Genomic DNA, 20,743 nt, shown 5'->3' on the forward strand with positions numbered 1-20,743 from the left:
ACTTACTTATTAGTGTAACCGAATTTCATTCAATTATAAAACAGGTACACGCTCGTTTTGCTGAATATGATGAAGTAGGGCTTGAATACTGTCTACTACTTCCTGTTGAGTAAGCGAGGGAAAAAGAACATGCACTCTTTTATCCTGGGCAATGAAAGAAGCGAGCTTTTCTACCGTTTCTATATTTTCTCCATATGGAAGTTTAATTTGGCGATAAAAAGGAAGAATACGATCTATTTCGTCCCAATTTTCTTCAAGAGCCAGCTGAATGAAAATCCCATAAGCCGCTTTTTCACCAAGCAACAGGGGTGAAGAAGAGTTAAGGGAAATACTATTTTGAAAAAGCGTCGCTGTTTCGTGTTGAGAATTAAAACTTGAAGCTATTCCCCCGCCCATTATAATAATTTCAATTGTTTTAAGAAGAGATGTGCTGAGTTTTACAGTGGCTAGATCAATAAGTGCCTGTTTACCGTGTGCAAGAAGTAATGTATGACTATTATGAGCGATTTGATGAGCGAGCTCCATTGCATACGTTTTGTTTTCTTCTTTAGCCATTAGAGCGTCTAATTCATACCACTTTGCAAGCGTATTGCTAATACCAGAGCGTAAATAGGCTACAGGAGAGTGAAGAATGATTCTTGGTTCAATCAAAACCATAAGCGTTTGTTTTGGATGAGAAAGAGCGCTATGAAACTGCCCGTCCTTGTACATAAGACTTTTTGGCGTCCAAGCCGAACATGTAGAAGCAAGCGTTGGTATGAGAATTACTTCACAATCAACTACATTCGCAACAGCCTTTCCAAGATCCAATACGTTGCCGCCTCCAAGTGAAATAATAACGTCTGCCCTAAACTCTTCGGCTTTACTAGCAAGGCGATCTCGTTCTTTTAGGCTGCATTTCCCTTCATAAGATACAAAAAGTGATTGAATGTAATGAAATTGAGGCAAGAAGGGTTGTGCAGCTTCAAGGCTTTTCTTGCCATGAATCCACAAAGCTTTTTTATAATTTAATGTACTAAGCCTTTCCTCAAGTGAAGACAGCACATCCTTTTGACACTCATAGTAATTAGGGCCACTGCGAACTTCCAGATTTTTTTGCATATATAATCCTCCTTCTCAAAGCCAAAAAATTATTTCATCTTTGTTGATAAGAATAGCACCATATAGAATAGAACATTTTAAATGATGATAAAGCTTACCATATTCAATGTCAATAATGGTTTTTAATATTTTAAAATATTCTCACATTTAAACAACGCGATAGTACTCAAACATTATGAGGGGGAGAAAGAAGTTATGCTAAAAAAATGTCTTTTTTCACTAATTTTATTTACATCTTTTCTAGGATGTAAAGACACTTATGGAACTGAAAAAGACAGCATTGTTATTTTACATACGAATGATATGCACGGACATATAGTAGAAAGAGCAAATGGTGAGCTCGGTTATGCGAAGATGGCTTATCTAATTAAAACAATGCGTGATTCTTATCCATCTCTTTTACTAGTTGATACAGGAGACGTTTTGCATGGGACGAACTTTGTTTCTTTCTTTAAAGGTGAATCTGCTGTTATGATCATGAACAAGCTAAAATATGATGCAATGACGCCTGGAAATCATGATTTTAATTATGGCATGCATCTGAGTAAGTTAGAAACCATGATGAACTTCCCTATCTTAAATGCTAATATCACAAAAAAAGGAGAACCTATTTTTAAACCATATATGATTAAGTCTGTAAAAAACAAAAAGATTGCTTTTGTTGGAGTGACATCAACTGAAACAAAGACAGCTACAAATTTTAGTAATACAAAAGGATTAGCTTTTAAAGATGAGAGAAAAACTGTACAACGTATAGTAAATGATGTGAGAAAAAAGGCAGATGCTGTTGTTCTCCTTTCTCATAGTGGTATTACAAAGGATCGAGAGATAGGGGATTATGTAAAAGGTATTGATCTTATTATTGGAGGACATAGTCATACTTGTCTTGAAGACCTTGAAAAAAGAAAGTATGCTGCAATTGCGCAAGCATGTGAACATGGAAAAGCGTTAGGAAAAGTCGAGTTGATTTTTAATGGGAAAACCCTTTCGTCTATACATGGGGAACTTTTAAAAAAGAAACAGTGGGTTGAAAAAGACGAAGGTATAAATACCCTTATATCAATGTACAACAAGAAAGTAGAAAAGCATTTTAATAAGAAAGTGGGGTACTCTTCTTCAGCTTTTAAAGGAGAACGTAAAACGCTGCGTACAAGAGGAACGCCACTTGGTTATTATTTAGCTGATATTTTAAAGCAGAGCACAGGTGCAGATATCGGTTTCATTAATGGGGGAGCGATTAGAGATGGGTGGCCTCAAGGTGTGCTGACGCGAGGAGATATTTATAACGTTATCCCATTTGAAGATAGAATAGTTACGTTTCAAGCAGAAGGGGCTGATATAAAGAAGGCCCTTGAGAACGGTGTGTCACGCTATCCTAAAGAGCATGGTGGTTTTCTTCATGCATCAGGATTATCCTTCACTTTTAAGCCAGAGTATCCAAAAGGAAAAAGAGTGAGGAATGTGAAAGTTGGAGGTATTCCACTTCAAGAAAAAGAAAGCTATCTTATTTCAACAACCTCATTTCTTGCCAACGGAGGAGATGGCATTTTTACACAGACGAAAAAAATTCACGATAAAGGCGCTCTCCAAGAGGAAATTATTGATTACTTATCAAATCAAGTAAGAAGTAGAAATAAATAAAAAACACAGTGAGACATCTCACTGTGTTTTTTATTTATTGAGCCGTATATCCGCCATCAAGAAGAACAGCTTGCCCTGTTACTCCTTTTGCTTTTTCACTTGCTAAAAAGAGAGCATAGTCTGCAATTTCTTCTACAGAGAGCAATCGTTTCTGTGGAACGAGTGGGTAAATAACTTGTTCAAGTACTTGTTCAAGTGCAACATTACGCGTTGAGGCGAGATCTTTAAGCTGATTACGCACGAGTGGAGTATCAACATATCCAGGGCAGAGAGCATTTACCGTCACCCCATGTTCAGCTCCTTCGAGTGCGGCTACTTTTGTAAGACCAATAACTCCATGTTTTGCACTATTGTAAGCGGATTTCCCAGAAAATCCGATAACGCCATTAATAGAAGCCATATTAATGATACGGCCGTTTTTTTGCTCTTTCATAATAGGCAAAGCATGTTTAATAGCTATAAATGGTGCCGTTAGCATAATTTTAATAAGAAGTTCAAACCGCTCTGTTGGAAAGTCTTCAAGAGGAGAAACATATTGCATACCTGCATTATTAATAAGCACATCAAGGGATCCAAAATGTCTAACTGTTTCATGTAGTGTGTTTTGAATGTCGGTTTCTTTTGTAACATCACACTTTAACCCGATTGCTTCTAATCCTTTTTCTTGTAAAGAAGCAGCTGCATTTTTGACTCCGTCTTCGTTAATATCTGTTAATGCTACTTTACTTCCGTTTTTTGCGAAATGTTCAGCCATCTGAAAGCCAATTCCCTGTGCTGCTCCTGTAATATAAACAACTTTATTTTCCACCATTGTTATGCCCCCTATATTTTTGGTAGCGCTATCATTTTATATTTTTGCGCATAGTGCAAAGCATTTAAAACCATTTCTTTAAACCTATTATAGTTTCATTTTACCAGAAAATTCTTAAAATAAAAGCATATGCTCTGTGCTTTTGTTCAATAACTTCTAAAGAAAAATCCCTTTGCTTAGGGTAAATGCCTACGCAAATATGTACATTTGTCATATGTTGAAGTGTAATCAGTTTTTTAAGGGAGGAAATAATGATGTATCATCACATTTCACCATATGATGTTCGTCGTCCATATGGCCGCCGACCATTTGGTCGTCCTTTCGGTTATGGATTTGGCTATGGATTTGGAGGACCTTTTATTGGAGGAGTGCTTGGGGGAATTTTAGGAAGTGCACTTATAGGTCGTCCATACTATTACCCGCCATATCCTTATCCGTATTATCCATATTACTAAGATGAAAAGCAGCTTTTGAAAGCTGCTTTTTATTTTTAATACATTTATAAAAGGTATTTATAAATGTATGTGGAAAAAAGATACATATCGTAAGTTTCAAAAAGATCGGAATTTAGAAAGGGGAGAGGCTTGGAAGTGAAAAAGTATCTAATTTTTATCTATAGCATAATGTTAGCTTGTGGCGCAGTATGGTCTACTTTTTTGACTTTTAATCTTCAAATTATTGAATATGCCATTCCTTTCAGTTTACTTTCTTTTGGAGCCGTTTTGCTTTGTACCACAAGTTTTCTCTATCTCGGGGCAGAAAATGAAAATACTATTTATAGGGAGGGAGAAAAATGAGGGTGCTTGTTTCTTTATCAAACAGGCTTATGCAGAGATACTTACCAGATCCTTTAATTTTTGTTTTTCTACTTACTTTTCTTGTCTTTGGATGTGCTATTATTTTCACTCCAACAACAGCTACGCAACTTTTTAATTACTGGGGTGAAGGGTTTTGGGGACTTTTGTCGTTTACAATGCAAATGGTTCTTGTTTTATTGACAGGACATGTACTAGCAAGCAGTCACCTTTTTAAAATTTGGTTAGGCGCTCTTGCAAGTATTCCAAAAACGCCTGGTAAAGCTATCATTTTAGTTACGTTTATATCAATGCTTGCAAGTTTTATTAACTGGGGATTTGGGCTTGTTATTGGCGCTCTGTTTGCCAAAGAAGTCGCTAAAAAGATAGAAAATGTTGATTACCGTCTTCTTATTGCAAGTGCCTATAGTGGATTTGTGATTTGGCATGGAGGGTTATCTGGATCCATTCCTTTAACAATTTCAACCCCAGGTCATTTTTCAGAAGAATTAATAGGGATTGTTTCAACAAGTGATACCATTTTTTCTACGTATAATTTAGCTATCGTCATTGCTTTATTTATAATCATTCCTGCTACAAATCGCTTCTTAATGCCTTCTCGAAAAGACACTATTACAATTGATCCAAAACTTTTAGAAGAACGAGCTTCTTTTGAAGCGGCTTCAATCGAAGAACAGACACCAGCAACTAAGCTTGAAAATAGCCGATTCATCTCTTTAATAATAGGTGGGACAGGACTTGTTTTTTTAGGAATATATGTAGGTGAAAATGGTCTTGAACTTAATTTAGATATTGTGAATTTTCTCTTTCTCTTTCTTGGTATCCTTTTTCATGGAACACCAAAAAAGTTTTTGAATGCGGTTACAGAGGCTGTGAAAGGAACCGGCGGAATTATTGTTCAATTTCCTTTTTATGCAGGATTAATGGGAGTTATGCAGTCATCCGGGTTAGCGACAGCTGTTTCAGAAGCATTTGTGTCGATTTCAACTGAATCTACTTTTTTTGTTTTAACATTCTGGAGTGCCGGACTTGTGAATTTGTTTATTCCATCAGGCGGAGGGCAATGGGCCATACAAGCTCCAATTATGCTAGAAGCAGCCGAAAACTTGGGTGTCTCACTTCCGAAGACAGCAATGTCTGTTGCTTGGGGAGATGCGTGGACAAATATGATCCAGCCATTTTGGGCTCTTCCTGCCTTAGCTATCGCTGGTTTGAAGGCAAGAGATATTATGGGGTTTTGCGTATTTATTCTTCTTATAAGTGGAGCAGTCATTTCATTGGGGCTTTTCTTCCTATAGGTATTAATTGGTATGTTTTAAGAAAAATAGGAATAATATAAAATAGTAAAAGGATATCAATCAATACTGTGGAATATGAACAATAGAAGAGCAGTTCAAAGTTGGAAGGAGTGAAGCACTGTGGAAGAAAGAGTAAAATTAATTCGTATACGAGAGCTTGCATACGAGATTTTACACTGCCGTTTACAAGATCAAACTGCTTATCGTCAGCAAGATTTGCAGGAAGTAGTAGAACTTCTCGCAAGAGTTGTTGTTGATTTGACGAACACGCAGTTAAGGGAAGATGCAGATCCGCCAACATCTTTAAAAGCAACTGTTTCGAAAACACGAATGGCTTATAATACAATGATGGTAAAGCAAAGGGATGTAAAAGTACAGTAAAAAAGACGTGTTCAAAACACGTCTTTTTTGCTTATTTTACGCTTGTTTTTGCATTATAGTCTAAGATGTATTGAGCAACATCTTTTACAGAAGAAACGACATGAGTAGTGAGTTTTTGAACCTCCGGTTCTCCACCTTTCATCGCAAAACTATGCGGAGTGATGTTAAACATCGGAATATCGTTAAAAGAGTCGCCAACACAGGCAATTTCTTCTTCTTTTAAATTTAAGTGAGAGAGAAGAATGCGTAGTGAATGTCCTTTACTAATATTCTTAGGCATAATATCTAAACATCCTGGAGCTGAGACGTAGCAATCAACTTCATTGGAAAACTGCTCAATGATGGATTTTTCAATAGCGAAAATCTCGTCAGGAAAGCTAATGACAGAAATTTTAGAAGGGAAAAGTGATTGACCAAACTCAAGGCTCATGTTCGGTTCTTTCTCAATAGGGAAGAAGAGATATTTTTGAATCTCTGCTAGTGCTTCATGATCTTGTTCAACAAAATTTGTATGATTTGAGCAAACGAGCGTAATTGTTTCAGGATTTTTAACTGTATTATAAACGTTCCTCGCAATTTCTTCGGAAAATACTTTTTCATAAAGTGTTTCACGCTCGCGTGTTATAACATAGGCTCCATTTTGACTTATTTGATGAAAATCACCTTGAAGCATAAGAGCCACCTTAGCCATTTCATTATCCATTCGACCAGACGCAAGGCAAATATCAACTCCGCTTTCTTTTAAGTCTTTAATTGCCTTTAAATCAGCAGGCGTTACTTTTTTCTCGGCGCTTAATAGTGTTCCATCTAAATCACTTACAAGTAGCTTAATCAATCTGTTGTGTCTCTCCTTTTCCAACCAATAGGTTTTGTTGTCTATATTGTAGCAATGTTTATTTTAGGATGCACATAAAAAGAGCTAAGCAATTATGCTTAGCTCTTTTTATTATAATACGTTAAAGTAGCGTGCTTGTGGATGAGAGAAAACGAGCGCTGTTACAGATGCTTCAGGCTCCATCATAAATCCGTCTGTTAATTGAATTCCAATCTCTTCTGGTTGTAGCAATTTAAAAAGCTTTTCTTGATCTTCTAGATTTGGACATGCAGGATAGCCAAATGAAAAGCGTTGACCTTGGTATTTAGCTGTGAAACGTTCCTGCATTGTAAAGTCAGGAGAATCTGGGAAGCCCCATTGATCACGAATTTGTTGGTGCATACGTTCTGCAAGGCCCTCAGCTGTTTCAAGAGCAAGAGCTTGAAGGGCGTGGCTTTTTAAGAAATCTCCGTTATCTTTAAACATTTTTGAAAGCTCTCTTACACCTTTCCCAGCCGTTACAGCAAACATGCATACATAATCCATAATGCCAGATTCTTTTGGTTTTAAGTAATCTGCTAAACAAAGGAACGGTTCTTTTTGCTGACGAGGAAACGTAAAACGCTCAATCTCTGTTTTTTCATCAGAATCATAAATAACAACGTCATCTCCATCAGCTTGAGCAGGAAAGAATTGATATGTGGCAGATGGTTTAATAAGGTTTTCTTGTTTAGAAAGAGTCATTAAATCATCGACCATTTCTTTCATTCCAACTACTTTTTCATCTTTTTCAGCAAGAAGACGAGAAATTTTTCCCTTTACTCCAAGGTGATGACCAAGGAGCATTTGTAAGTTAATATACGGCTCGACCATTGCAAGACTGTAGTTTTTAATAACATGCTTTTTTAAATCATTTGGTATATAAACAGGAGCATCTGTTGAGACACTTGAACGTTTTGGAATAACGATTTCTGTCTTAACAGCTGTAGCAGGTTTTTCTAAAACAGCAACAGAACTCTCTTTTTGTCTACGCTCTTCAATCATTTTACCCATTTTTTCTTCATCGCGCAGTGAATTTGCAAGAGACAATCCTTCCATTGCATCCTTTGCATATAACACAAGCCCGTTATATTCCGCAGAAATCTTTTGATCCGTAAATCGACGAGAAAGGGCAGCTCCTCCAACTAAAATCGGAACCGAAATTTTAGCTTGGGTCAAGTCTTGAGCTGTGATCACCATTTGTTGAGCTGATTTTACAAGAAGTCCTGATAATCCGACGATATCCGGCTTTTCATCGTTGATTGCCTTAATTAAATCTTGCGGAGTGACTTTAATACCGAGGTCTACTACGCGAAAACCGTTATTGCTTAAGATGATATCCACTAAGTTTTTTCCAATATCGTGCACATCACCTTTTACAGTAGCTAAGATGACTTTTCCTTTTCCTGTATCATCTTCTTTCTTTTCCATATATGGCTCAAGATGAGCAACAGAAGCCTTCATAACTTCTGCACTTTGCAGAACTTCTGCTACAATAAGCTGATTTAAATTGAAAAGACGTCCAACTTCGCTCATGCCGTCCATAAGTGGTCCGTTAATAATATCGAGCGGATCATCAAACTTTTGTAAAGCTTGATCAAGATCTGGAATTAGTCCTTCTTTTGTTCCTTCAATAACGTAACTTGCAAGGCGCTCTTCAAGCGTTAATGTACTAGCATCAACTTTTTTCTCTTTTTTCTTGCCGCGGTAAAATTCAGTAAACGTTTGAAGGGTTTCGTCATTTGTTTTGAAAAGAAGATCATCCGCTAGCTTGATTTCCTCTTCTGGGATAGAGGCGAAGCGCTCTAGTTTTTCTGTATTTACAATTGCATAGTCAAGTCCTGCTTGTGTGCAGTGATAGAGAAAGACAGCATTTAGAATTTCACGTCCAACAGGAGGTAAACCAAACGAAACGTTACTAACACCAAGCATTGTAAGACAGCGTGGAAAATGCTGCTTAATGAGTCGAATTCCTTCTACTGTTGCTTCTGCTGAACCAATATATTGTTCATCACCTGTTCCAACAGGGAAGACGAGTGGATCAAAAATAATATCATCAGGTTTAATGCCATACTTTGTTGTGAGTAACTCGTAAGATCGCTTAGCAATTTCAAGCTTGCGCTGTGCTGTTACGCCCATTCCAACTTCATCAATTGTCCCGACAACAATTGCTCCTCCATATTTATGAAGAAGGGGGGTGATTGCTTCAAAGCGTTCTTCCCCATCCTCTAAATTGATGGAGTTAATAATTGCTTTACCTTGAGAATACTTTAGCGCACGTTCAATGACTGCTTCATCTGTTGAGTCAATCACAAGAGGGACTTTTACTTTTTTTACAACTTCTTGAATAAAAGTTTCCATGTCTTCCATTTCATCACGATCAGGGTCTGCCAAGCAAATGTCAATGACATGAGCGCCATTTTTAACTTGAGCACGAGCAACTTCAGAAGCTTCTTCAAATTTCCCTTCAGCAATAAGGCGTTTGAATTTGCGAGAGCCAATTACGTTTGTTCGTTCCCCAACAAAAAGAGGTCTCATCGTGTCTTCGTACACAAAAGATTCAATTCCTGACACAGCATGAGCGTGGTCTTTTTCAGGGAGAGAACGAGGAGGAATCTGTTCCACAGTTTCCCGAAGAGCTTTAATATGAGCAGGAGTTGTTCCACAGCATCCCCCAACAAGGTTTAACCAACCTTTTTCAGCAAAACCACCGATTTTTTTAGCTAAAAGTTCAGGAGATTCATGATATTGTCCTTCTTCATCAGGAAGTCCTGCATTTGGATAACAGCTTACTGCGGTTGTAGCAAGCCCTGATAGAGAGCGAATATGATCTGTCATAAACTCAGGACCTGTTGCACAGTTTAATCCAACAGAAATAGGTTTCATATGCTCAAGAGAAAGGTAGAAAGATTCGATATCCTGCCCAGCAAGCGTTGTACCCATTGGTTCAATCGTACCTGACACCATAAGCGGCACTTCTTTATTAAAATGTTCAAAAGCTTTCTGAATACCGAGGAACCCTGCTTTTACATTCAGCATATCTTGACATGTTTCAAGTAAAAGTAAGTCAACGCCACCTGTTAGAAGGCCTTTCGCTTGTTCAAAATAATCTTCAACAAGAGCATCAAACGTTGTTCCGCCTGTTACAGAAAGGGTTTTTGTTGTAGGCCCCATTGCACCTGCAACATAGCGGGGCCAGTCAGGTGTTGAATATTTATCACAAGCAGCGCGCGCAAGTTTTGCTGAAGCAACATTAAGCTCAAAAGCAAGCGAGCCAAGATCATATTCATCTAGAACAAGGGCTGTTCCCCCGAACGTATTTGTTTCAATAATGTCTGCTCCAGCTTCTAAATATTGCTCATGAATAGATTGAATGAGTTCTGGTTTTGTTTGAGATAAATACTCATTACATCCTTCATATTCTTCGCCACCAAAATCATCTGCTGTTAAGTTGGCATTTTGAATCATTGTACCCATTGCGCCATCAACAATTAGAATGCGTTTCTGTAATTGTTCTGTGATGTTCGTGAAAGCCATTTAAATCTTCCTTTCTATTGAAACAAGTTCTTTTGCTTTAATATAGTTAGCGAGCTCAACTGTCATCTCATAGCGCATAAATGGAGTAATTAAATACAAGCCGTTGAAAAGCTCATATGCTCTATCAATGAGCTCTTTTGCAAGTAGAATTCCTTCTTTAGCGCTTTGTTCTTTATTGTGTTCAATTTTCTCCATACGAGTTAGAATATTTTCTGATAGTTTAATGCCAGGCACTTCATGATGTAAGAAGCGAGCATTTTTAGCACCTGTAAGCGGCATAATACCGATATAGATAGGAGCTTTTAAATTTTTAGTTGCTTCATAGACATCTTCAAGCTGCTCAATTGAATAAATAGGCTGAGAGATAAAGTAATCTGCTCCACAATCAACTTTTTTCTCAAGGCGTTGTACGGCTCTGTCAAGGTGGCGGACATTAGGATTGAAAGCTCCAGCAATTGAAAAGTTTGTTTTTTGGCCAAGAGGCTTACCTGAAAATGAAACTCCCTCATTAAACTGTTTAATAAGGCGAATCAAGTCAAAAGAAGAGAGATCATATACTGATGTAGCACCAGGGAAATCCCCAATCTTTGATGGATCGCCTGTTAGAGCGAGAACCTGATTGAATCCTAGTGTATGCATGCCCATTAAGTGTGACTGAAGACCAATCAAGTTATGGTCTCGACACGTTAAGTGAATAAGCGGGCGCGTTTTTAACTGATCTTTTAAAAGTGAAGCCATCGCTAGGTTACTAATACGTGGACTTGCTAGAGAGTTATCTGCAAGTGTTAATGCATCAATTCCAGCTGCTTGAAGAGCATGAGCTCCCTTTAGAAACTTATCAACTCCAAGTTTTTTAGGTGGATCAAGTTCAACAATAATGGAGTGATTTTCTTGTACAATTTCATGAAGATGGGGTTGTGCCTGAATCTCTTGACTAAGAATCTCAATTGGTGGAGTTTCCTTTACCGTTTTTTCTGTAATTGGTACAGCATTTGTGAGCGCTTTTGCCATTGCTTCAATATGCGAAGGCGTTGTTCCGCAGCATCCTCCAAGTAATCGAACTCCTTGGTCTTTAAACGCAAGCGCTGTTTTGTAGAAATAGTCTGGGTCTGTTTCATAAATAAGGCGACCATCAACATATTGAGGTAAACTAGCATTTGGATATGCTGATAGAAAACTTTTATCTAAAAGAGGAACTTCCTCTAAAATTTCAAGCATATGATAAGGACCTTGACGACAGTTTGTACCTACAACATCCGCTCCAAGTTCTTCTAATATTTTTAAAGCTTTCACAATCGGGGTTCCGTCTTGAAGAACTCCTTTTTCATGGAGAGAGACATTTGTCACAATAGGTTTATCTGTCTCACGGCGTGCGATTTCTAAAACGGTCTTCAGCTCTTCCAAGTCATAAAATGTTTCAAAAAGAAGTCCGTCAACATCCTCAGACAAAAGCCAAAAAAGTTGTTCTCTAAAGCTTCTTTTAATTTCTTCAAGAGAAATAATACTTTTTTGGAACGATCGAATCCCGCCAATTGTACCTAGAACGTAGCCAGAATCTCCAACTGCTTTTTTAGCGAGACGAACTCCTTCAACGTTGATGTCCTTTACTTTTTCTTCCGCTCCATATCTTTTAAGCTTCGGGAAATTTGCTCCATATGTATTTGTTTGAATAACAGAAGCACCTGCTTTTTGATATGCTTTATGAATATTAAAAATATCTTCCGGCTTTGTAATATTTAGTTCTTCAAAACAGTTATCAATTCCGTGAGCGTGAAGCAGTGTTCCCATTGCCCCATCCCCAATTAGAATTTTTGACTGTAAATCCTCAAGTAAACCCATTTTCATCTCCCCCTTTTAGTGAACATCACTTTCCTAATAAAAAAAGCCTTCTTTATGAAAAGAAGACTTGTAGTTGTCTTCTTATCTTCTAAGCAAATATGCTTACTGGATTTAGCACCTTGTTACAAACGTAACTGGTTGCTGAAGTTTCATAGGGCCAGTCCCTCCACTTCTCGTGATAAGAAATATTTATATGCGTATGAATTTGGATAGTTTTTAAATATACTAATAATAAATTTTACTTTTCCTTGGAAAGTGTATCTGATTTTTGAAATTATACAATAATTTCTGAACATTTTAAACCCTTTTTTTAAAATTCTCTTTTTTTAAGGGGAAACATACTTTAAAAAAGCTGAAGGGGTAAATTTGGATATTAAACTTTATTTTAGGAATAATGTTCGGATTTAAAAGGGGAAAAATTAGAAAGTACGAGAAAAGAAGCAAAAAGTTATGACTTTTGTGAGAACCTCTGCTATAATAAAGTCAAATTTCATAGTTATCCTTCGGGGTCAGGTGAAAATCCTAACCGGCGGTGGTGAATAATGATTATATTCTAAGCCCGCGACCCGCATATCTTTACTGATATGCGGTTGATCAAGTTTGAATCTTGAGCCGACAGTTAAAGTCTGGATGGGAGAAGGATCAGGTGCGACACTATCAGTTTGTGTTTTTTAAAGCGTGCATAACGTTTTTTAAGCATACATATGATAGTTTGTTTTCGCTTATTTTCATTTTGTCAATATACTGATTCAGCATCTCTACCCCTTTAGGACCCAATCCTAAAGGGGTTTTTACGTATAAAGGGGTTTGTAATGGAGGGGGAAAAGTGAACGATCAAGCATATATGAAACTTGCTATACAAATGGCAAGTGCGACAATAGGACAAACTAAACCGAATCCAGCAGTTGGAGCTGTTGTTGTAAAAGATGGAGCAATCGTTGGAATGGGTGCACATTTAAAAGCAGGTGAACCACATGCTGAAGTTCATGCTTTAAATATGGCAGGAGATAAAGCTTATGGGGCGACAATTTATGTCACTCTTGAACCTTGTAGCCATTATGGGAAAACACCTCCATGTGCAGAGCTTATTATCCAAAAAGGCATTAAGCGAGCTGTTGTTGCATCTCTTGATTCAAATCCGCTTGTAAGTGGACGAGGGATGGAAATGATGAAAAAGGCGGGCATCGAAGTGAAAGTTGGCGTTCTTGAAAAAGAGGCCAAAGCACTTAATCCTTTCTTTCTCCATTTTATGAGAGAAAAGCGTCCCTTTGTGACATTAAAGTCTGCCATGAGTTTGGATGGTAAAATTGCGACAAAAACTGGAGAAAGCAAGTGGATTACTGGTGAACAAGCAAGGCTTGATGGTCATCGTCTTCGACATTCTCATGATGGAATTCTAGTTGGAGCAAATACAGTGATAGCTGATAATCCACTGTTGACAACAAGAATTATGGGGCATGCGCGTCATCCAATCCGTATTGTACTAGACACAAACCTTAAAGTTTCACCTGAGGCTAAGATTTTTCAAGATGATTCTGCTGAAACGTGGGTTATTACAGGAAATGTTAGCGAAGAGAAGAAAGCTCCTTTTGCTAAAGAGCATGTTTCTATTTTTTCACTTGAGCAGCCTCAAAATATAGAGCATATTTTAGAACTTTTAGCAGCAAAAGGAGTTCAGTCCCTGTTAGTTGAGGGAGGAGCAACTGTTCATGGAGCTTTTTTACAGAGCAGATTTTTTGATGAAGTAGTTTCCTACGTTGCTCCTATTTTAATAGGTGGGAAAGATGCTCCAAGTGCATTTGGTGGAGCTGGTTTTTCTACAATGGCTGAAACGCAGCATCTTGAGATTATAGAAACAAGTGTATTAGGTGAAGACCTTAAAATTGTCTCTAGAAAGAAAGGGAAATAATATGTTCACAGGGATTATAGAAGAAATAGGAGAAATCGAACGAGTTGAAAAAAAGACAGATGCCATTATTTTTTCAATTCGAGCAAATGAAATTTTAAAAGATGTAAATCTTGGTGATAGCATTTCAGTAAATGGAGTTTGTTTAACTGTCACAAGCTTTACAAAAGATCGATTTACTGTCGATGTTATGCCAGAAACGATTAAAGCAACAAACTTAAAGGATTTCAAGCAAGGAGTGAAAGTGAATTTAGAAAGAGCAATGGCAGCGAATGGGCGATTTGGAGGACATTTTGTTTCAGGTCATATTGATGGTACGGGAGAAATTATTGAAGTAACGCCAAAAGGTAATGCGATTTATTACCGTATTCATCTTTCAGAGCATCTAACTCGTTCCCTGTTATTAAAAGGCTCTGTTGCTCTAGATGGAACAAGCTTAACTATTTTTGGGCTTGAGCGGGATGAACTAGTTGTTTCACTTATTCCGCATACAACGGATTATACGATTTTAGGAGCTAAAAAACGTGGGGACACTGTCAATATTGAGTGCGATATGATTGGGAAATATCTTCATAAGTTTGTTCATAAAGAAGAAGCAAAACCAGAGGATAAGCTAAGCTATGAGTTTCTGAAAAATCATGGATTTTAAAAAAGAGGTGTCAAAATGTTTAACACAATTAAAGAAGCATTAGAAGATTTAAAAAAAGGAAAAGTCGTTATTGTATGTGATGACGAGGACAGGGAAAATGAAGGAGACTTTATTGTTCTAGGAGAGCATGCTACACCTGAAAATGTTAATCTAATGGCTGTGCATGGGCGTGGACTTATTTGTACGCCGCTGTCAGAAAAGCGTGCTGAAGAGCTTGAGCTTTCACCAATGGTTTCTCAAAATACAGATGCCCATGGAACAGCATTTACAGTCAGCATTGATCATAAAACAACAACAACAGGTATTAGTGCTTTTGAACGCTCTGAAACAATTCAAGCTCTCTTAGATAAAGAGGCTAAGCCAGCTGATTTTCGTCGACCTGGTCATGTTTTCCCTCTAATTGCTAAAGAGGGAGGCGTTCTTCGCAGAGCAGGTCATACTGAAGCTGCTGTTGATTTGGCAAAGCTTTGCGGATCTCAAGAAGTAGCTGTAATTTGTGAAGTAATGAAGGAAGATGGCACAATGGCGCGTGTTCCTGACTTAATAGAGCTTGCGAAAAAGCTGGATGTAAAGCTTATTACAATCAAGGAACTGATCGCATACCGTCGTAAGCATGATAAGCTTGTGAAACGAGAAGTGCAAATTGAACTTCCAACGTCATTTGGTCACTTTAAGGTATTTGGATATTCTAATTCTGTGGACGATCGTGAACATATCGCTCTTGTAAAAGGAGATATAAATAAAGGGGATGTCCCGCTTGTTCGTGTTCACTCTGAATGTTTGACAGGAGATGTGTTTGGTTCACATCGCTGCGATTGTGGACCACAGCTCCATGCAGCTCTTTCTCAAATTGAGAAATCAGGGAAAGGTATTCTACTTTATATGCGTCAAGAAGGACGTGGCATTGGACTCTTAAATAAACTAAAAGCGTACAAGCTTCAAGAAGAGGGATATGACACAGTTGAAGCAAATGAAAAACTAGGTTTCGGAGCGGACTTGCGTGAATATGGATTAGGAGCTCAAATTCTTCGTGATTTAGGAATTGAAAAAATGCAACTTTTAACAAATAACCCAAGAAAAATTGCTGGGTTAAAAGGATATGGTTTAGACATTGTCGAGCGTGTCCCGCTTGAAATGCCTGTCTTAAAAGACAATGAGCACTATCTTCATACAAAAGTTGAGAAATTAGGACATTTACTACACTTTTAAAAGGAAAGAGGAGAAAAAAATGGCAAAAACATTTGAAGGACATTTAGTAGGAACAGGATTAAAAGTAGGAATCGTTGTAGGTCGTTTTAATGAGTTTATTACAGGCAAGCTTTTAGGTGGAGCAGAAGACGGATTGAAACGTCATGGAGTGGACCCTGACGATATTGATATCGCTTGGGTACCAGGCGCATTTGAAATTCCGCTTGTAGCAAAAAAATTAGCAGCATCTAAGAAATATGATGCGGTTATTACTCTTGGTACTGTAATCCGTGGATCAACACCACACTTTGATTATGTATGCAATGAAGTAGCTAAAGGAGTATCTGCTCAAAGTCTTGAAACAGGCGTTCCAGTTATATTTGGAGTTTTAACAACGGAAACAATCGAACAAGCCGTTGAGCGTGCAGGAACAAAAGCAGGAAACAAAGGATGGGACGCAGCAATTTCAGCTATTGAAATGGCAAATCTCCTAAAAGGTATTGAATAATTCATTGCTTCTCCAAAAAGAGCGCTAAAGATCTTCTTTAGCGCTCTTTTTCGTATATCTTTTAAGCGTTGATACATGCTAAAAAGTGTCGGAAAGGAGGGGGTAGTTTGTCGCAGTCACTGCCTTTTTTTATTCTTCTTGTTTTAAGTTTACTTTTGACTGTTTTTATTCTGTGGAGAAAATCGAACAAGAGGCTGTTACTCTTATTCTTATTTATTGGTGGATTAGCGCACTTATTAGATTTTTTTATTATGGTTATTTTAAATAGCTACGTATATAAGCCTCATTTTGTTCAGAACCACTATTATGATAATATACTGGGCTCTCTTGTCTCCCAAACATTTGTTTATCCAACAGCAGCTTTGATTGTTATAGCTTACAATTGGTCTATTTTTAGGATTTTTCTTTTGTCCTTTTTGTTTATGGGAATTGAAACGCTCTTTTTATCACTCGGCATATATGAACATTTTTGGTGGAAGACATTTTATACAGGCATTTTTATGTTTATCGGTTTTCTTATTGCGAAGAAATGGTATGAGTTGATGAACAGAGAAGATGATTCGAAATGGAGGAATTTTCTCACTCTTTATTTTGCGGCCTTTGTGCTCAGTGGGATAGGCCTTTCATTAATTACGGTCTTCACATCTTTAAACACGATAAGTACGGGCTTTTTCAGTGATGGAGAAAGGGAGCAAATAATTCTAACCACCATTTATATAAGCATTGTAATTTTCCTTTATAGCACGTCTGTTGTATATGGCACAAACTCGCTATATACGTATGGTTTGCTTTGTATTATCTGTACTGTAAGTTACAGTTTGGTTATGCTCAATATTCTAGAAATAACTGCTGTATATAAACTGCTTTCTATATGCTTGTATAATGTAATTGTTTTAATTATTATTAAATCAATCCATAATCGTCTTCTCTTCTTATAGAATGAATATTGGGCTTAGAAGAAAGAGAATACAGCGTTTCCATTGATTTCATAAAACGATATGTTGACGTTGTGAAAATGGTTTCGTAATATGGAAAGATGACAGAGAAGCTATAAGGAGTGGGGAATGAGTGAAAAGCACCTTTTTAGTGAAAAAGGTACTAAACAATAATGTATTAATTGCCACTCATGATGAATATAAAGAGACCGTCATGATTGGCAAGGGTATAGGTTTTGGGAAAAAAGGCGGAGAGGAAATTACAGAAACTTCAGCTGAAAAGTTATTTATTTTACACAATGAACGGGAACAAGAACAATATAAAATGTTGCTCACTCAAGTGGATGAGAAAATTGTAGTCATTATGAATGATATTATTTCTTATATTCAAAAGCATGTGAAAACGCCTTTAAATGAGCATATTCATATTAGCCTAACAGACCATATTTCTTTTGCTATTAAGCGGGTGAAGCAAGGGATGGATATTAACAATCCTTTTTTACTTGAAACAAAGGTATTGTATCCTACCGAATACGAGCTTGCAAGGCACGTTTTGGAGATGATTAAGGAACAAACGGGTATTTCCCTTCCAGAAGGAGAAATAGGGTTTGTTGCGCTTCATATTCACACAGCAATTACAGCGCGTGACTTGTCTGAGATTAACCGACATTCAGAACTTATTCAAACAATTATTAGCATGATTGAGCAAGGTTTTTCTATAACATTAGATAAAGAATCTTTAAATTATATGCGTCTTATCCGCCATCTTCACTTCGCAATTGAACGTGCAAATAAAGGGGAAGAAGTAGAAGAACCAAAAAAATTATCAGAGCTATTGAAAAAAGAGTATCCCTTATGCTACAATCTTTCTTGGAAAGTAGTAAAAGTGATGCAACAAGCGCTTTCACGCCCTGTTGATGAGGCAGAGGCAGTTTACTTAACAATGCATTTACAGCGTTTAATGACAAAAATATAAATAACAGCATTCATTTCAATACGTGTTACTGATACGATCAGGCATGAGTGGAGAGATGAAACGAATCTAATTAAGGGACAAGTATACCCTTTTATGAGACCGTTTCCGCCCACTCATGCCTTTTTATATTTTCTAAGAAAGCGTTTTAACAAAAGATGGTTTATGCATGGATTGAAAACGTTGTTGCACACTATAAAAGGACAGAAAAAAAGGGGGCTACTTCATGTTTAAGAAGCTTTTTGGGGTTCTTCAAAAAATCGGGAAAGCTTTGATGCTTCCTGTAGCGATTTTACCTGCTGCAGGTCTTCTGCTCGCATTTGGTACAGCATTCCAAAATGAGCAAACATTAAAGTATATTCCGGCACTTGGAGCTGATTGGTTTCAGCTAGTAGCGACAGTAATGGCGCAAGCAGGGGACATTGTTTTTTCTAACTTGCCACTATTGTTTGCTGTGGGAGTTGCGGTTGGTTTAGCAGGAGGAGACGGTGTTGCAGGTTTAGCTGCGATTATCGGATATTTAATCCTGAATGTTACAATGGGAACGATTTTAACTGGGACAGGACAATTAGATCCTGCAATGTTTAATGTTGGGTCAACTATAGAGAAAGACCCGGCATTTGCAAGCGTCTTAGGAATTCCTACGATGCAAACAGGGGTATTTGGTGGTATTATCGTTGGGGTATTAGCTGCTTCAATGTATAATCGTTTTTACCAAATTTCGCTTCCGCAATATTTAGGATTCTTTGCAGGAAAACGATTTGTACCAATTGCTACAGCTGTTTCATCTTTAATCTTAGGATTAATTATGATGGTAGTATGGCCACCAATTCAAAGTGGTTTAAACACATTTTCACAAACGATGTTGAATGCAAATCCAATGCTTTCAGCCTTTATTTTCGGGGTAATTGAACGTTCATTAATTCCGTTTGGTCTTCATCATATTTTCTATTCGCCGTTTTGGTATGAATTTGGAGAATATATTGATAAAGCAGGGAATTTAGTGCGTGGAGATCAGCGAATCTTTATGGCACAGTTAAAGGATAATGTTGATCAATTTACAGCAGGAACATACATGGTTGGTAAGTACGTATTCATGATGTTTGGTTTACCAGCAGCAGCGCTTGCTATTTATCATGAAGCACGTCCAGAACGTAAAAAATTCGTAGCTGGTATTATGGGTTCTGCAGCTTTAACGTCATTTTTAACAGGAATTACAGAGCCGCTTGAGTTCTCATTCTTATTCGTTGCACCAGTTCTTTTCGCGATACATGCTGTGTTTGCAGGTCTTTCATTTATGCTTATGGCATGGCTTGATGTTAAGATTGGAATGACGTTCTCTGGAGGATTTATTGATTTTATTTTATTTGGAGTCTTGCCGAATAAAACTGCTTGGTGGTATGTTATTATCGTCGGTCTTATTTTAGCTGTTATCTACTACTTCGGTTTCCGCTTTGCCATTCGCAAATTCAACTTGGCAACGCCTGGACGCGAGAAGGAAGATGTAGGATCTGAAATTGCGACACCAGCAGAAGAACTTCCTTATAATGTTTTACAAGCAATGGGAGGGCGCGAGAATATTGCTCATCTTGATGCTTGTATCACTCGTTTACGCGTTTCGGTTAACGATATTGGAAATGTTGATAAAGAACGCTTGAAAAAACTTGGCGCTTCTGGTGTACTAGAAGTTGGTAACAATATTCAAGCTATCTTTGGACCGAAGTCTGATACATTGAAAGGGCAGATGCAAGACATTATGTCTGGAAAAACACCTGTTCCTTCTAAGGAAAGCGATGAGAAGCCAGCTAGTGAACCAACTGTAGCTGACTCAGCAGAAGAGATTGTTTCTCCAATTACTGGAGAAGTTGTCCCGCTTTCAGAGGTACCTGATCAAGTTTTCTCGCAGAAATTAATGGGCGATGGATTCGCCATTATTCCCGAAAAAGGGACAATAGTTGCACCAGTAGACGGAAAAGTTGTAAACTTATTTCCGACGAAACATGCGTTAGGAATTGAATCAGTAGGTGGAAGAGAAGTCCTTATTCATGTAGGAATTGACACAGTGAACCTTAAGGGTGAAGGATTTGAAGCTCTTGTTTCACAAGGTGACGACGTCAAAAAAGGTGATCCGCTTCTAAAAGTTGACTTGGAGTTTGTAAAAGAAAATGCGCCAAGCATTATTACACCAATCATTTTTACAAATTTACAAGAAGGCGAAAAAGTAATGATCAACAAAGAAGGTCATGTAGATAGCGGTGAACAGAACATTATTACCATTACTAAGTAACAGGAAAAAAGGAGAATGATT

General features: G+C 37.6%; 17 protein-coding genes and 2 riboswitches. Of the genes, 12 read left to right on the forward strand and 5 right to left on the reverse strand.

The window, feature by feature from the left end:
- Positions 1-33: 33 nt before the first annotated feature.
- Complete coding sequence (locus ACK3CR_RS11830; protein WP_488975478.1) at positions 34-1,101, reverse strand: iron-containing alcohol dehydrogenase family protein; 1,068 nt, start codon at positions 1,099-1,101, stop codon at positions 34-36.
- A gap of 195 nt (positions 1,102-1,296) precedes the next feature.
- Here ACK3CR_RS11830 and ACK3CR_RS11835 point away from each other — a divergent pair, with 195 nt between their 5' ends.
- On the forward strand, positions 1,297-2,742 hold the full coding sequence (locus ACK3CR_RS11835) for a bifunctional metallophosphatase/5'-nucleotidase (RefSeq protein WP_328123338.1): 1,446 nt from the start codon (positions 1,297-1,299) through the stop codon (positions 2,740-2,742).
- A 34-nt stretch (positions 2,743-2,776) separates the two neighbouring features.
- Here ACK3CR_RS11835 and ACK3CR_RS11840 read toward each other — a convergent pair whose 3' ends face one another.
- On the reverse strand, positions 2,777-3,553 hold the full coding sequence (locus ACK3CR_RS11840) for a 3-hydroxybutyrate dehydrogenase (RefSeq protein WP_243513899.1): 777 nt from the start codon (positions 3,551-3,553) through the stop codon (positions 2,777-2,779).
- A 254-nt stretch (positions 3,554-3,807) separates the two neighbouring features.
- On the opposite strand from ACK3CR_RS11840, the gene ACK3CR_RS11845 reads away from it, so the two are divergent.
- The 4 genes from ACK3CR_RS11845 to ACK3CR_RS11860 all read left to right on the forward strand — a co-directional run bounded on the left by ACK3CR_RS11845 (position 3,808) and on the right by ACK3CR_RS11860 (position 6,047).
- Positions 3,808-4,008: a hypothetical protein gene (locus ACK3CR_RS11845; protein WP_410914394.1), complete on the forward strand. Its 201-nt coding sequence runs from the start codon at positions 3,808-3,810 to the stop codon at positions 4,006-4,008.
- Between the two features lie 129 nt (positions 4,009-4,137).
- Positions 4,138-4,350 carry a hypothetical protein gene (locus tag ACK3CR_RS11850; protein WP_328123344.1) on the forward strand — a complete coding sequence of 71 codons (213 nt, stop codon included), beginning with the start codon at positions 4,138-4,140 and terminating at the stop codon, positions 4,348-4,350.
- Positions 4,347-5,666, forward strand: a complete 1,320-nt coding sequence (locus ACK3CR_RS11855) for a short-chain fatty acid transporter (RefSeq protein ID WP_243513890.1) — start codon at positions 4,347-4,349, stop codon at positions 5,664-5,666. The genes ACK3CR_RS11850 and ACK3CR_RS11855 overlap by 4 nt, the downstream gene beginning before the upstream one ends.
- 120 nt (positions 5,667-5,786) lie before the next feature.
- A complete protein-coding gene (locus ACK3CR_RS11860; RefSeq protein WP_019392942.1) occupies positions 5,787-6,047 on the forward strand; it encodes a hypothetical protein in 261 nt (86 codons plus the stop codon).
- A gap of 31 nt (positions 6,048-6,078) precedes the next feature.
- Here the strand turns inward: ACK3CR_RS11860 and ACK3CR_RS11865 are convergent, their stop codons facing one another.
- From ACK3CR_RS11865 to ACK3CR_RS11875, 3 genes are all read right to left on the reverse strand, one after another.
- A complete protein-coding gene (locus ACK3CR_RS11865; RefSeq protein ID WP_488975479.1) occupies positions 6,079-6,882 on the reverse strand; it encodes a Cof-type HAD-IIB family hydrolase in 804 nt (267 codons plus the stop codon).
- A gap of 111 nt (positions 6,883-6,993) precedes the next feature.
- Positions 6,994-10,437 carry a methionine synthase gene (gene metH / locus ACK3CR_RS11870; protein ID WP_243513884.1) on the reverse strand — a complete coding sequence of 1,148 codons (3,444 nt, stop codon included), beginning with the start codon at positions 10,435-10,437 and terminating at the stop codon, positions 6,994-6,996.
- Complete coding sequence (locus ACK3CR_RS11875; RefSeq protein ID WP_243513876.1) at positions 10,438-12,276, reverse strand: bifunctional homocysteine S-methyltransferase/methylenetetrahydrofolate reductase; 1,839 nt, start codon at positions 12,274-12,276, stop codon at positions 10,438-10,440.
- Between the two features lie 78 nt (positions 12,277-12,354).
- Positions 12,355-12,461: riboswitch (SAM riboswitch) on the reverse strand.
- Positions 12,462-12,771: 310 nt separating this feature from the next.
- Positions 12,772-12,922: riboswitch (FMN riboswitch) on the forward strand.
- Between the two features lie 180 nt (positions 12,923-13,102).
- Here ACK3CR_RS11875 and ribD point away from each other — a divergent pair.
- From ribD to ptsG, 7 genes are all read left to right on the forward strand, one after another.
- Positions 13,103-14,185: a bifunctional diaminohydroxyphosphoribosylaminopyrimidine deaminase/5-amino-6-(5-phosphoribosylamino)uracil reductase RibD gene (ribD, locus tag ACK3CR_RS11880; protein WP_488975480.1), complete on the forward strand. Its 1,083-nt coding sequence runs from the start codon at positions 13,103-13,105 to the stop codon at positions 14,183-14,185.
- A gap of 1 nt (position 14,186) precedes the next feature.
- Positions 14,187-14,831 carry a riboflavin synthase gene (gene ribE / locus ACK3CR_RS11885; protein WP_328123349.1) on the forward strand — a complete coding sequence of 215 codons (645 nt, stop codon included), beginning with the start codon at positions 14,187-14,189 and terminating at the stop codon, positions 14,829-14,831.
- A 15-nt stretch (positions 14,832-14,846) separates the two neighbouring features.
- Positions 14,847-16,040: a bifunctional 3,4-dihydroxy-2-butanone-4-phosphate synthase/GTP cyclohydrolase II gene (locus tag ACK3CR_RS11890; RefSeq protein WP_488975481.1), complete on the forward strand. Its 1,194-nt coding sequence runs from the start codon at positions 14,847-14,849 to the stop codon at positions 16,038-16,040.
- A gap of 19 nt (positions 16,041-16,059) precedes the next feature.
- Complete coding sequence (gene ribH / locus ACK3CR_RS11895) at positions 16,060-16,527, forward strand: 6,7-dimethyl-8-ribityllumazine synthase (RefSeq protein WP_019392949.1); 468 nt, start codon at positions 16,060-16,062, stop codon at positions 16,525-16,527.
- 107 nt (positions 16,528-16,634) lie between these two features.
- A complete protein-coding gene (locus ACK3CR_RS11900; protein ID WP_488975482.1) occupies positions 16,635-17,465 on the forward strand; it encodes a hypothetical protein in 831 nt (276 codons plus the stop codon).
- 130 nt (positions 17,466-17,595) lie between these two features.
- Complete coding sequence (gene glcT, locus ACK3CR_RS11905; protein WP_243513866.1) at positions 17,596-18,438, forward strand: glucose PTS transporter transcription antiterminator GlcT; 843 nt, start codon at positions 17,596-17,598, stop codon at positions 18,436-18,438.
- 223 nt (positions 18,439-18,661) lie between these two features.
- Complete coding sequence (ptsG, locus tag ACK3CR_RS11910) at positions 18,662-20,722, forward strand: glucose-specific PTS transporter subunit IIBC (RefSeq protein WP_243513865.1); 2,061 nt, start codon at positions 18,662-18,664, stop codon at positions 20,720-20,722.
- Positions 20,723-20,743 lie beyond the last annotated feature (21 nt).

This window comes from Priestia sp. TRM10 (assembly GCF_057808375.1).